At 68.6% G+C, this 12,143-nt stretch carries 15 protein-coding genes; 4 read left to right on the forward strand and 11 right to left on the reverse strand.

What is annotated here, in order from left to right; genetic code table 11:
- Positions 1-49: 49 nt before the first annotated feature.
- From ACZYYX_RS02410 to ACZYYX_RS02445, 8 genes are all read right to left on the reverse strand, one after another.
- A complete protein-coding gene (locus ACZYYX_RS02410) occupies positions 50-715 on the reverse strand; it encodes a class II aldolase/adducin family protein (protein ID WP_463812799.1) in 666 nt (221 codons plus the stop codon).
- Positions 712-1,749, reverse strand: a complete 1,038-nt coding sequence (locus ACZYYX_RS02415) for a zinc-dependent alcohol dehydrogenase (protein WP_463812800.1) — start codon at positions 1,747-1,749, stop codon at positions 712-714. Before ACZYYX_RS02415 ends, ACZYYX_RS02410 begins: the two co-directional genes overlap by 4 nt.
- Positions 1,746-3,284, reverse strand: coding sequence for a xylulokinase (locus ACZYYX_RS02420; protein ID WP_463812801.1), 1,539 nt, complete (start codon positions 3,282-3,284; stop codon positions 1,746-1,748). Before ACZYYX_RS02420 ends, ACZYYX_RS02415 begins: the two co-directional genes overlap by 4 nt.
- Positions 3,281-4,090 carry a DeoR/GlpR family DNA-binding transcription regulator gene (locus tag ACZYYX_RS02425; RefSeq protein ID WP_463812802.1) on the reverse strand — a complete coding sequence of 270 codons (810 nt, stop codon included), beginning with the start codon at positions 4,088-4,090 and terminating at the stop codon, positions 3,281-3,283. The genes ACZYYX_RS02420 and ACZYYX_RS02425 overlap by 4 nt, the downstream gene beginning before the upstream one ends.
- A gap of 80 nt (positions 4,091-4,170) precedes the next feature.
- Complete coding sequence (locus tag ACZYYX_RS02430) at positions 4,171-4,623, reverse strand: hypothetical protein (protein WP_463812803.1); 453 nt, start codon at positions 4,621-4,623, stop codon at positions 4,171-4,173.
- 48 nt (positions 4,624-4,671) lie between these two features.
- Positions 4,672-5,388: an NUDIX hydrolase gene (locus tag ACZYYX_RS02435; RefSeq protein ID WP_463812804.1), complete on the reverse strand. Its 717-nt coding sequence runs from the start codon at positions 5,386-5,388 to the stop codon at positions 4,672-4,674.
- A 21-nt stretch (positions 5,389-5,409) separates the two neighbouring features.
- Positions 5,410-6,648, reverse strand: coding sequence for a KasA/KasB family beta-ketoacyl-ACP synthase (locus ACZYYX_RS02440; protein ID WP_463812805.1), 1,239 nt, complete (start codon positions 6,646-6,648; stop codon positions 5,410-5,412).
- A gap of 165 nt (positions 6,649-6,813) precedes the next feature.
- Positions 6,814-7,806 (reverse strand): ferritin-like domain-containing protein, encoded by a 993-nt coding sequence (locus ACZYYX_RS02445; RefSeq protein WP_463812806.1) that lies wholly within the window; start codon positions 7,804-7,806, stop codon positions 6,814-6,816.
- Between the two features lie 208 nt (positions 7,807-8,014).
- On the opposite strand from ACZYYX_RS02445, the gene ACZYYX_RS02450 reads away from it, so the two are divergent.
- Complete coding sequence (locus tag ACZYYX_RS02450) at positions 8,015-9,025, forward strand: iron-containing redox enzyme family protein (protein ID WP_463812808.1); 1,011 nt, start codon at positions 8,015-8,017, stop codon at positions 9,023-9,025.
- On the opposite strand, the gene ACZYYX_RS02455 is transcribed toward ACZYYX_RS02450, so the two are convergent.
- A complete protein-coding gene (locus ACZYYX_RS02455) occupies positions 9,002-9,232 on the reverse strand; it encodes a CDGSH iron-sulfur domain-containing protein (protein WP_463812809.1) in 231 nt (76 codons plus the stop codon). The genes ACZYYX_RS02450 and ACZYYX_RS02455 overlap by 24 nt on opposite strands.
- Positions 9,229-9,915, reverse strand: a complete 687-nt coding sequence (locus tag ACZYYX_RS02460) for a HemK2/MTQ2 family protein methyltransferase (protein ID WP_463812810.1) — start codon at positions 9,913-9,915, stop codon at positions 9,229-9,231. Before ACZYYX_RS02460 ends, ACZYYX_RS02455 begins: the two co-directional genes overlap by 4 nt.
- Positions 9,916-10,082: 167 nt before the next feature.
- Between ACZYYX_RS02460 and ACZYYX_RS02465 the strand changes: the two genes are divergently transcribed.
- Positions 10,083-10,337, forward strand: a complete 255-nt coding sequence (locus tag ACZYYX_RS02465) for a hypothetical protein (RefSeq protein WP_143815934.1) — start codon at positions 10,083-10,085, stop codon at positions 10,335-10,337.
- A 4-nt stretch (positions 10,338-10,341) separates the two neighbouring features.
- Here ACZYYX_RS02465 and ACZYYX_RS02470 read toward each other — a convergent pair whose 3' ends face one another.
- A complete protein-coding gene (locus tag ACZYYX_RS02470) occupies positions 10,342-11,055 on the reverse strand; it encodes a cutinase family protein (protein ID WP_463812811.1) in 714 nt (237 codons plus the stop codon).
- Between the two features lie 120 nt (positions 11,056-11,175).
- Between ACZYYX_RS02470 and ACZYYX_RS02475 the strand changes: the two genes are divergently transcribed.
- Positions 11,176-11,472, forward strand: coding sequence for a hypothetical protein (locus ACZYYX_RS02475; protein ID WP_463812812.1), 297 nt, complete (start codon positions 11,176-11,178; stop codon positions 11,470-11,472).
- Between the two features lie 66 nt (positions 11,473-11,538).
- The gene (locus tag ACZYYX_RS02480) at positions 11,539-12,096 is read left to right on the forward strand and encodes a type 1 glutamine amidotransferase domain-containing protein (RefSeq protein ID WP_463812813.1); all 558 of its coding nucleotides are present in this window, start codon (positions 11,539-11,541) and stop codon (positions 12,094-12,096) included.
- Positions 12,097-12,143 lie beyond the last annotated feature (47 nt).

Genomic DNA, 12,143 nt, shown 5'->3' on the forward strand with positions numbered 1-12,143 from the left:
ACTACAACGAGCAGGGGCCGGTCGCACCATGCGACCGGCCCCTGTTTCGTCAGCGTGTTCCGGACGCCTGCTGCCCGTAACCGGACAGCAGCCTGCCCACCTCGGCGATCTCGCCGTCGTCGAGTACCCGCACCCGCGCCCCCGTGGCCATCGCCCGCAGCTGCACGTCGCACACGTACTCGAGGTAGGGCACCAGGTTCAGCACCTTGGGTAGAGCTGCACCGGCCAGCACCGCGCCGTGGTTGCCCATCAGCGCCGCGGTGCGGTCGCGCAGGGCGGCGGTGACGTTGTCGGCCAGCCGCTGCGTACCGAAGGTGGCGTACGGAGCGACGCGTACAGGGCCGCCGAACAGCGCCGAATAGTAGTGCGACGCAGGGACTTCGTCGACGACCGTGGACAGCGCCGTCGATGCGGGCGCGTGGGTGTGCACGACGGCTGTGTGCGCCGACGAACGATAGACCGCCAGATGCAGAGCAAGCTCACTGGACGGCGCGAGGACCGCGTCGACGACGTTGCCGTCCAGGTCGTGGATGCCGACGTCGCGCGCCGACATCGCCTCGTAGTCGACACCACTGGGTGAGATGACGATGACGTCGTCGACCCGGATCGACACGTTGCCGGCCGTGCCGACCACCAGGCCCGAGCGGCTGAGGAACTGGCAGGCGTCGACGACCTGCTGCCGCTGCTCTTCGAATCGAATGGGTTGAGGTCTCATGGTTCGAGGATGTATTTCGATCCGCGGCCGGCGGCCATATCCTCCAGGCTGGGCACCAGCTCCGAGAGCGGCCGACGTTCGGTCACCAGCATCGAGCCGTCCACCTTGCGGCTGGACAGCAGTTCGACAGCGGTGCGCACGTAGTTGGGGGTGTGGTGGAAGACGCCCTTGAGGGTGTACTCCTCGTAGTGCATGGCGCTGGAGTCTACGGAAAACGCTGCGCCTGCCGGTGTTCCACCGAACAGCACGGCCGTCGCGCCGGGCCGCAGCGTGCGTACGGTCTGCTCCCACACCTGCGGCAGCCCGACCGCCTCGATCCCCACGTCAGCGCCTCGACCGTGGGGCGTGTGCCGTTTGATCAGCGCGACCCGATCGTCGAAATCCGACACCTCGGACAGATCGATGGTGTCGACGGCGCCGGCCCGCACCGCCTGCTGCAGACGCCACGGCGACTGGTCGACCGAGATCACGTTGGCGCCCCGCAGGGTCGCCAGCCGCACGAACATCAGGCCGATCGGCCCCGCCCCGTGCACCACGACGGTGTCGCCGAGTTCGATTCCCGTCTCGGCCATTCCGTGCACCACCGTGGCCAGCGGCTCCAGCGGCGCCGCGTCGGCGAAGTCGAGGTCGTCGGGCAGCGTGTAGGTGTTCCTGGCCACGATCGCCGCAGGGATCACCACTTCTTCAGCGAAGGCGCCGTTGAGGAATTCGAGGTTCTCGCAGAGGCTTTCGCGATGGCGGATACACGCCCAGCAGTACCCGCACGGCACCGTGTTGGCGGCGGTGACACGGTCGCCGACGGTGAAGCGCTCGACTCCGTCGCCGACGGCGGTCACCACACCGGCGAACTCGTGGCCGAACCGCGACGGTAGGGTGGGGAACAGCTTGGGGTGGCCGCGCCGGTAGGACTTGAGGTCGGTACCGCAGGTGGCGGCGGCGCGGACCTCGACGAGGATCTCCCCCGGCGCGGGCTCGGTCGAGCCGATGTCCTCCAGCCGTAGTTCGCCGGGACCGTAGAACATGGCGGCTCTCACGGTGGATTCTCCTTCGCTGCAGGTGTTTCGGGGGCTATTTCGTGCAGGGTGTGCAAGAGCTCGCGGGTCTGCGCGTAGACCCGCGAGTAGAGCGAACGCAGGTGCCGGTAGGCGGCGGCCGCGTCCGGGCGGGGGACGACGACGGCGTCGGTGGTGCTGACCGCCGCGGCGGCCGCGGGTAGCGAGTCGTACGCCCCGACCGCGGTCAGCGCGATCGCCGCCGCACCGAGCGCACTCACCTCACCGGACGCGCACACCTGCAGCGGTCGGTCGAAGACGTCGGCCAGTATCTGGGTCCACAGCGCGCTGCGGGCGCCTCCGCCGGTGGCGCGGATGACCTCGACCCGCTCGCCGCGCGCAGCTTCGAGCCCGTCGAGCTGCAGTCGGAGCTCGAGTGCGATGCCCTCCAACAGGGACCGGTAGAAGTGCGCACGGGTGTGACATCCCTGCCACCCCAACGTCACTCCCGAGGCCTGCCCGTCCCAGTGCGGCGTCTGCGCGCCGTTCCAATAGGGCAGTGTCATCAGCCGCTCGCTGCCGATCGGCAGCGCCGCGGCCGCGCTCTCCAGCGCCGGATCCGGCGCGCCCGCCAAGCCGGGATCGCCGAACTCGCGGCGGAACCACGTCGACAGGTACGTACCCGACGAGCTGAACGTCTCCACGGTGGACTGCCCCGGCATGGCCGAAATCATCGACCGGTAGGCCCGTGCCGGAACATAGGACATCGTCTCGCTGCCGATCACCACCGCCGTCCCGAGAACCAGGTAGGCCGCGCCCGGATCCGTCACGCCCAGGCCGATTCCGCCGGCCTGGCCGTCGCCGGTTCCGGCGATGACCGCGACGTCGTGGCCCACGCCCCATGCGTCGGCGATCTCCGGGCGCAGTGCCGCGACTGCGGTTCCGCTTGTGACGAGCTCGGGCAGCTGGTCACGACGCAGCCCGGCGAGATCGAGCAGCTCGTCACTGTAATCACCTGTGCTCTGGTCGATCACGGCCAGCGGATCGACCGATGCGGTGCTCGACACCCACCGACCGGTCATGGTGTGCACCAGGTAGGTGTGCACGTCGGCGACGCGGTGGCAGCGCGCCATGGTGTCGGGTTCGTGATCGCGCAGCCACAGCAGCTTGTAGAGCCCGGGGGTGATGTCGGCGGGCTTGCCCGACAGCAGTTCCACGCGTTCGGTGCCGTAGGTGCGGACCTCCGCCTCGGCTCGCCCGTCGAGCCACAGGATCGCCGGCCGTAGTGGCGTTCCGCCCTTGTCGAGGCAGACGAAACTCTCGCGCTGATGGGTCACGCACACCGCAGCAACGGCGCTGCGCTCGGAAATATCCTGCAGTGCAGCATGAATCGCGGCATTGGTGGCGGCCCACCACTGGGTGGCGTCCTGTTCGAACCAGTGCGGGACCGGGCTTCGGGTGTCCAGTTCCTGGCTGCCGGCGCCCACGACCCGGCCCGTCGCATCGACGACGATCGCCTTCGCGGCGGTGGTCGAGCAGTCGACCGCGATGACCAACGGGGCCGCCGGTGCGCTCACGCGCGGACCTCCTCGTCGGCCACCAGAACGTTGACACCGGCGTCGTCGAGTAGGCGCTGCTCCTCGGGATCGATCCCCGCGTCGACCACGACGACGTCGAAGTCCGTCAGATCGCAGATCCGGTGGATCGCACGGCGGGCGAGCTTGGAGTGGTCGATCAGCAGCACGCGCAGCTCGGCGCTGTCCATGAAGGCGCGCTTGAGTTGTGCTGCGGCACTGGAGGGATGGAAGCACTTGCCGCGGGCGAGCGCGGGCACCGACATGAACAGGACGTCACAGTGCACGTCATTGAGCGCGCCGGTGGCCTGCGGGCCGAGGAACGAGCAGAACTCGGGGACGAAGTCACCACCGATCGCGTTCAGGCGTACCCGCGGCTCCGCCGAGAGATCGTTGATCGCCGGCAGGAAGTTGGTGATCACGGTCAGCGGCAGGTGCGACGTGAGCAGTGGCACCACGTGCAGCGCGGTGGTGCTGTCGTCGAGGGCAACCGCAGTCATGTCGATGCGATCGGCGGCCCACGCGACGCCGGCCCGGGCGACGGCCTGTTTCTCGGCGAGGTTGAGCATGCGGCGCAGCTCGATGTTGCGTTCGAACGCCTCGCTGGGGGGCGCCTCGGCTCCGGAGCGGACCTTGCGCACCATGCCCGCCTGGTGGAGGTGGTCGAGATCGCGGTGGATGGTCATGGTGCTGACGCCGAACTGGTGGGCCAGCTCGTCGATCCGCGCGGCGCCCCTGTCGCGGATGAATTGCGCTATCTCGGCGCGCCGGGAGGAGTTACCGCTGGCGCGCAGAGGCGGGATCGACATCGCCGCGCCTCCTTGCACGCCAAGACTTCACACCGAATGTCACAAAACTAACAATCGAGGTGTGAACTTTGCAAGAGTCGTCAGTGCGGCAGGTGGTAGTCCATCGGCTGACCCGACCCGTCCGTTGCGCCTCTGTCGACGATCGCGGTGGCCACCGGTACTCCGTCACGGACAACAGCGACCACGACGACGTGCTCGCTCGGGTGGAACCCCGTCGCACCCGAGCGGTGAACCTGCGTGGTGTCGGGCGTGATGGCGAATGTGGTGGACCGTCCGGCGGCGTCGGCCATGGTCAACGACGTCGATGACACCGCGGTGACCCACCCGGTGTGCTGAATGTCCTGGGCTGCGGCCGCGACCGGTTGCGGTACGTGAGGCGCAGACACCGTCATCGTCCGGGTGCCATCGGGACTCGCGACGGCGAGCAACCAGCCCGACACACCCGCGGCGACCATCAGCGACGCCCAACCCCACCGCGGGCCGGCGTGCGCCGGCGAGAGGCGGTGTCTGCCATGCAGGTGCGTCGTGGCCATCGAGCTCCGACTACCCGGCCCGGTGCAGGCAGAAACACCGGCCGCCGGTCACCGCCAGGCGAACACCGGCTGTTCGAGCTGATCAACCGGGTCGCCGCACCCCTCCAGCCCCAGCCACCGCAACTGCAGCAGCACTGCGCCGGTCGGAGCATGAATCAGGTCGTTGCCCAACGGAATCTGCACGACGGGCCGGGGGCTCTCCGGGATCGTGATGAATCGCGGCGAGTCGTCCCGCAGCAGTTGGTGCAGTCCGACGCGGTACACCGCGACCACCTCGTCAGGCGACGGCTGCAGATCGAGCCGGCCACCGCCCCACATCACCACTGGGGTGATGACGTACCCCGAGCGCGTCGGATAGTCGTCGAGCAGTCCGAGTACGGCCGTCTCGGGCAGCGCCACGCCGACCTCCTCGTCGAGTTCACGCAACGCAGCGTCGACGGCGTCCTCCCCCGGGTCCAGCCGGCCGCCGGGCAGCGCCCACTGGGCGGCGTGCGTGGAAAGTCGAGATGCTCTGCGGCACAACAGGAAAGACGCACCACCGGAGACGTCGACCATGCGGCCGTCCAGATTTTCGGGCATCGGTCTGCCGGCGATCCAGTCGTCCACCGGAGCCGGATCCACCCGGTCCTCCCCGACCACGGAGTCGACCAGAACCACGGCGACCGCCGCGCGGCGCTTTCCGGGATCCGAGACGGTGCGCCGCTGATGCGCGGCCAGGTTGTCCCTGATGCGGTCCCGCAGTGCGTCGTCGTAGACCAGGGTCACCGCTCGACAGTAACGCCGGAGCTACCGTCCGAAGACCAGTGCCACGTTGTGGCCGCCGAATCCCAGCGTGTTGGAGATCGCGAAGCGGTAGTCGCCGGACCGCCGTTCACCGGCGACGACGTCCAACTCGATGTCGGGATCGGGAGTGCCGTAGTTCAGGGTCGGCGCCATCACCCCGTCGCGCAGCGACTGCACGGTCAGCGCGGCTGCCACCGCACCCGAAGCTCCCATCGCATGCCCGAGCGCGGCTTTCGGGGCGGTCACGGCAGGCCGGTGAGTCCCCAGCACGGCGTGCAACGCGCGGGCTTCGGCGAGATCGCCGATCCGCGTGCCCGCCGCGTGGGCGATCACGGCATCCACGTCGCCCGGGTCCACGCCCGCGAGCTGCAACGCCCGGCTCAGCGCTGCGGCGGCCAGCTCCCCGTCGGGCTCAGGCTCGATCAGGTCGTAGGTGTCCGACGTGGTGCCCACGCCGAGCAGCCGACCCAGGATGGTCGCGCCACGCGCCCTGGCGTGCTCCTCTGTCTCGAGCAGCAGCAGTGCGCCGCCCTCGCCGAACACCATGCCGTCGCGATTCCTGTCGAACGGACGGCATGCGCCGACCGGGTCGTCGTTGTGGTGGGACAGCAGCCCCATGTTGTCGAAGGCGGCGATCGGCACCGGCTCGATCCGCGACTCGACGCCACCGCAGATCGCGACGTCGGCCTCACCGAGCGTGATCAGCCGCCACGCCTCGGCGATCGCTGCCGAACCGGAGGCGTCGCCGCTGGTCGGCGCGATGACCCCGGCCTTGGCCTGCCTGTCCAGCCCGACGGCGGCCGCCGGGGCGTTGGGCATGTGCATCTGCACGGCCAGCGGCGAGACCGCACGCATACCGCGAACCTTGAACTCGTCCCACGCGGTCCACAGATCCTGAGTGGACCCGTAGGCGTGGCTCACCGAGACCAGCAGCCGGCGGGTGTCGACCTCGGGTGCACCGGCGGCCGTCCACAACCGCCGGTTGAGCACCAGAGCCATCTTCTGCATGTACGAAAGGCGCCGGACTTCCACCCGGCTGAGCTGGGAGTCGAAGTCCTCCCGAACCAATCCGCCGATGGTCACCGGCACCGGCAGATCATCGGGCAGGCGCTCGTCGATGGAACCTATGCCGCTCTTGCCGTTGAGAAGCGCGGCCCACGATTCCTCGGCGTCGGCGGCCAGCGCCGTCGTCGCCGCCAGCGCTGTCACCACGACGGCCGGCCGGTCAGCTGTGGCTGTCATCTCGTCCGATTCCCCTCGACCCGTCGGAAACTCACAAATAATTCTCTAACGAGACGTGCAGGCGCCGTCAAGGCAGTCTGTGTCAGAACGCTTCCGGCGCCGGTCAGAGACCACCGGCGCGGAACCCTAAAAGGGTCCGCGCCGGCGGCATCTGTGTCCGGTGGATCAGTTGATGCCGACCACTTCCTGCGCAATTGCGGCCAACCGGGTCTGCGCCGCAGAAACCACCCGCTGGCGGTTCTTGTGCGCTTCCTCGTATGCCACGATCACGCTGATGTCGGAGGCCTCGGTCAGCTCCTTGACCGCGGCAATCGCCTCGGTCTGGTTCAGCTCGTCATACCCGGCGATCGGCAGCTCGTCACTGTCCAGCACTCCGGCCGCGCCGCGCGCCGCGTGGATGACGTCGGCGACTTCGTCGGCCCCCTGCTCGCGGGTGATGCGCTCGGCGGCTTCCAGAGCCGAGTTGCGCGCCCCGGCCAGCGCCTTCGCGGCGATCTCACCGCTGCGGGCGCCACGGTCGACGAGGTCACCGACAGCCGGCCGCACCGAACGCACCGCTTCCACGGCACGGTCTGCGCGCTCCACCGACCACGTGAACGGCAGGTTCAGGAGCTTGACGGTCAGACCCGCCGCGGCCTGCAACGGGGTGCGCCGCAGCGCCGCCGGACCGCCGAGCGCGTCCTCGGCGAGCACGGTGGTCAGCCAGTCGACGGTCGCCGAGTGCGCTGTGATGAGCCGGTCGGCGAGGTCCTGGACGTCCTTCTCCTTGGCGGCGACAGCCAGGGCCTTGACGTAGCGCGAACGGTCCAGCAGCTGGTCCTCGAGAGCGAGGTCACCCAGCAGCGCCTCGTCGAAGGGCTCGGCCTGCTCGGTGAGGGCCTTGACGGCGGCCGCGGCACGTCCCAGAAACGGCCCGATGACGTCGGGAAATCCGCCGAGGTCGCGGATCGTCGTCTCGATCTGCTCGGCACGCGCACGCCCGTTCTCCGCGTTCTGCGTCAGTTCCTGACGGACGGCATCGGTGCGGGCCTGGGCGATGCGGGTCTCGGCGACCTGAATCTCGGTGTTGGTCAGGTCGAGAATGGTGCGCAGCTGAGCGATCAGCGTGGCCTTCGTGGCTTCAATGGTGATGGACTCGGTGGTGGCTGTGGTGGCCATGTGTGGTTCTCACCCCTTCGGGAGTTGGCTCGTGCTTCGGTCTCTGGCACTTGTGTGCGCCTGACGAAGGGCTACCCACCGACCGGGGGGCCTGAAGCTCAGGTCTCGAAATGTGAAAAAGGCAGCATCCACGTGTGATCAAGCCCCCTGTGTGGGTACGGGGGCGGTCCCGTTTGGCGGGATCTGGGCGGGGTATCTCGCAGCCGTGATGCCGACGATGGTTGAACCCGTGCTCCCCGAACCCCGCGGTCCGATCTCGCTGTCCGTGGTCGAGCTGCTGGCCGAGCGGGCACCGCTGCGCTACCTCACGAAAGTCGAGACGTCGCTGGCCGACACCGATCCCGCCGGGATCGATCTGCAGCTGGCGCTCTACCTCTGCTACGAACTGCACTACCGCGGGTTCGCGGGCGTCGACGCCGGCTGGGAGTGGAATCCCGGACTGCTCTACCTGCGGGGTCGTCTGGAGGATCTCTTCCTCGAGGACGTCAGGCGCGGAGTCGGGGCGATCGATCCCGGAACCAGTGCGCTCGACGAGCTGGACGCACTTTGCCTCGAGCCCGTCGGTGGCACCGGCCCGTCCTACTACCTGCGCGACAGCGGTACGTGGGACCAGATGCGCGAGTACTTCGCCCACCGTTCGCTGTACCACCTCAAAGAAGGCGATCCGCACGCGTGGGCAATCCCCCGCCTGACGGGACAAGCCAAGGCGTCGTTCGTCGCCGTCGAGTTCGACGAGTTCGGTGCAGGCAAGGGCGCCAGGCTGCACCAGCAGCTGTTCGCCGATCTGATGGCGGCGGCCGGGCTGGACACCGCGTACCTCGGCTACCTCGCCGACGTTCCGGCGCACTCGCTGGCCGTGGTGAACCTGATGTCCCTTTTCGGACTGCACCGCCGGTGGCGTGGCGCCGCAGTCGGCCACTTCGCGGCGACCGAGGTGACCTCACCGCCCGGGTCCAAGCGCATGGTGGCGGCACTGGAGCGTATGGGCGCGCCGGACGAATGTGCGGCCTTCTATCGGGAACACGTCGAGGCGGACGCGGTACACGAGCAGGTCGTGCGCACCGACGTGGTGGGCGACCTGGTGGCCCGTGAACCCGAACTGGACGCCGACGTGGTGTTCGGTATCCGGGCGTTCGACCTCATCGAGGGTCGGCTGGCCGATCACCTCATGCAGAGCTGGGATGCGGGGCGCAGCTCACTCCGACGCGCTCTGGACTGACTCCGCTTCTGCAGTCGACCGCTGCCGGCGGCGGTGGCTGGTGTCGCACAGCGGATAGGTCTTGGAGCGCCGGCACGCGCAGATCGCCACCATGAACCTGTCCGATTCCACGACTGACCCGTCCGGAAGTTCGACCCGCACAGGACCTTCCACCATCACCGGACCGCCGGGCACGACCCGGACGGTACGCGGGGGCTCGTCGCTCACGGTGCGTCCGCGCGGATGACCAGAATGCGTTCCATCGCACAACCTTGAGGCAAGAGCCCCGCGCTCATCAACCAGTCGGCCCGGGCCGTCATCACCGGTCCGAACGGAATGAATTGCTGGGCAACGATGTCCGCGGTCATGCCCTGACTGCGCAGCGCGTCGATCGTGCGCTCGGCATTCGAGCATTCCGAATGCACGATCAGCATCGTGCCGCCCTCGGCGAGCAGAAGCGGCGCGGCGGCGCACATCGGGTCGAGCACGAGGCGACCGTCGGCGCCGGCGTTCCACGCCTGGGCCGGTCCTGCGCCCACCGGTATCTCGTCGGTGTCGTCGACGGGTGCCTGCGGGACGTAGGGCGGATTGGCCAGCACCACGTCGAAAGGGCCGAATTCGGTTGCACGCGCCCAGGACCCGCGATGTACGGACACGTTCGCCCCTGCGGCGCGTGCGGCACGGCGCGCATGAGAGACGGCCGCGGGAGAGATGTCGAATGCTGCTACCTCGGCGGCGCCGGCCTGCGCAGCGGCCAACGCCACCACTCCGCTGCCGGTACACAGATCGGCCACTCTGGCTCCGGGAGCGAGGCCGGCGGCGACCATCGCCCCGATCAGCAGCTGCGAATCTTCCTGCGGCGGATAGACTCCGACCGGAGTGATACCGAAATCGGTGTATGCGGTGGTCACGTGGCCTCCTCGCCGACGATGACAATGACGATCCCGACGCCGGGTGGCATCGCTCCCGACTGATGCCCCCTCTGCGACCGGCCAAACCCCTGTTTGTCCCACCACGCTGCGGGAAACCGTTGCGGTGCTGCGAGTACCAGCGGCAACCATGACAGAGAGGGCTCACTGTGACCATTTGCGCGACGTGCGGCAACGACTACGACAAGGCTTTCACGGTGACCTGGCCGGACGGCCGGTCCGCGACGTTCGACAGCGTCGAGTGTGCGGCAATGCAACTCGCGCCGGAATGCGGACACTGCGGGTGTCGCATCCTCGGCCACGGCATCGAAACCGACGAAGGCATGTTCTGCTGCGCGCATTGCGCTCGCAAGGACACCAATGCCGACGTCAACGACCGCTACCCCGTGCCCGCCGGGGCGTGAGCCTCTAGAGTCGGCCGACGGCGTAGGCCGCACCCTCGTTGACCATCCCGTTGACCGGGTACAGGGCGTGCGCCACGGTCGGGCCGCCATCAGGGGCGCCCGAGCAGATCGTGTCGCCCTGCGCGCACAACTGAAGGGTCTTGTCCGCGTAGCGCGGCCCGATCGTGATGGCCGGTGCGCCGTAGCGCTGCAGGAAGGGCTCCGACGGTGTCCCGAACAGCACGACGGCGGCGACGTGATCGGCCACCTCCGGCGCCATCGGACGGGGGGCGATCGCGGCGGGCACCATTGCGGGAACAACGTCGGACGTGGCAAAGCCCGACACCAGCGCACCCTGTGAGTAGCCACCGAGCACCATCCGGGTGTTCGGGCAGTTCGCCGCCATCGCCTGCACGTGGTCGGCCTCGTCCCGAATGCCGTCGATGACGGTCTGCGCGATCTCGGTGCGAGCGTCGAAGTTGTTGGACGCGGCGTAGTTCACCGCGTACACGCCGACGGTCCGAGGTGCCGCCTGCGCACGCACCGCATCCACGAAGGCCTGCCCGACACCGCCGACGCCCGGTTGCTCACCGGTTCCACGGGCGAACACCACCTCGACGTCCGGACATCCTTGGGCAGTTGCGGTCGGGGCGGCGACAGCGCCGGCCGACACCGTGGCGGCTCCGGCAATCAGCGTTGCGGCGACTCTGGCCAAGGGGCTTCGGGTCCTGGATGGCATAGGGAGGCTTCCTCTCTCGGGCTGACGCGCGGAGAACGGCGCCGAATTTTCAGTACCCGCCCGTTTGCTGGTCAAACGATCGAATGGTGACCAAACGATGGCGTCGGTTACGGTCGACGCATGTCTGACGCCGACTCCTCGACACCCCCGGCCGACCCCACCTCTGACGATCCCATCGACGACGTCGCACCCGGTGACATCATCACGGCTGATCGCGGCGACGGGGCACGGCCGTACAAGGTGGTTCACATGACGGCCACCGACGGTGGCTACCTCGTGACGCTCGAAGACGACGGCGACGGCGAGACGTTCCAGCAGCAGTTCGCTGCAGGAACGCGCGTGACGCGGTCGCTGGAGTCCAAGTGGGAGTCAGCGCAGAGCCCTACCCCGCACACCGGCGGCACCGATACGGCGTGAGCGCCCGCGGGATTCGATCGTCGGGTTGCGGGTAACCGGCCGCACAGCCGACGAAAGGATGCCGCCATGCCGAACGAACTGCACGGACGCAAGATCGCGTTCCTGGCCACCGACGGGGTGGAGAAGGTCGAACTCGAGCAACCGCGCGCCGCGGTGACCGACGCGGGCGGGCACGCTGAACTGCTCTCGATCAGCGACGGTGAGATCGAGGCACGTGACCACGATCTCGAACCGGCGGGCACCTTTTCGGTCGACCGCATCGTGGGTGACGCACGGGTGGACGAGTACGACGCCCTCGTCATCCCCGGCGGCACCGTCAACGGCGACAAGTTGCGCCTCGAGGACGCTGCCGTCTCGTTCGTCGCGGACTTCGTCCGTTCGGGAAAGCCGGTGGCTGCGATCTGTCACGCCCCGTGGGTGCTCCTCGAGGCCGGTGTCATCGGCGGTCGCACGGTCACGTCGTACCCCAGCCTGCGGACCGATCTGCGCAACGCCGGTGCGACGGTCGTCGACCAGGAGGTGTGCATCGACGGCAACCTGATCACCAGCCGCTCGCCCGACGATCTCCCGGCCTTCTGTCAGGCCATCACCGATCGGTTCGCCGAGACGCCTGCGCACACCTGATCTGTCGAAACAGTGACCGGTCACGGTCGAGCGTGTGGGCGTGATGA

The sequence above is a fragment of the Mycobacterium sp. IDUB_1 genome, from assembly GCF_055419625.1.

What these genes read in the sequence shown, in the direction of transcription:
- ACZYYX_RS02440 (WP_463812805.1), bottom strand. Translation starts at nt 6,648, where the DNA reads ATGACAGCCACAGCTGACCGGCCGGCCGTCGTGGTGACAGCGCTGGCG.
- ACZYYX_RS02480 (WP_463812813.1), top strand. Translation starts at nt 11,539, where the DNA reads ATGCCGAACGAACTGCACGGACGCAAGATCGCGTTCCTGGCCACCGAC.
- ACZYYX_RS02470 (WP_463812811.1), bottom strand. Translation starts at nt 11,055, where the DNA reads ATGCCATCCAGGACCCGAAGCCCCTTGGCCAGAGTCGCCGCAACGCTG.
- ACZYYX_RS02425 (WP_463812802.1), bottom strand. Translation starts at nt 4,090, where the DNA reads ATGTCGATCCCGCCTCTGCGCGCCAGCGGTAACTCCTCCCGGCGCGCC.
- ACZYYX_RS02430 (WP_463812803.1), bottom strand. Translation starts at nt 4,623, where the DNA reads ATGGCCACGACGCACCTGCATGGCAGACACCGCCTCTCGCCGGCGCAC.
- ACZYYX_RS02475 (WP_463812812.1), top strand. Translation starts at nt 11,176, where the DNA reads ATGTCTGACGCCGACTCCTCGACACCCCCGGCCGACCCCACCTCTGAC.
- ACZYYX_RS02410 (WP_463812799.1), bottom strand. Translation starts at nt 715, where the DNA reads ATGAGACCTCAACCCATTCGATTCGAAGAGCAGCGGCAGCAGGTCGTC.
- ACZYYX_RS02450 (WP_463812808.1), top strand. Translation starts at nt 8,015, where the DNA reads ATGCCGACGATGGTTGAACCCGTGCTCCCCGAACCCCGCGGTCCGATC.
- ACZYYX_RS02445 (WP_463812806.1), bottom strand. Translation starts at nt 7,806, where the DNA reads ATGGCCACCACAGCCACCACCGAGTCCATCACCATTGAAGCCACGAAG.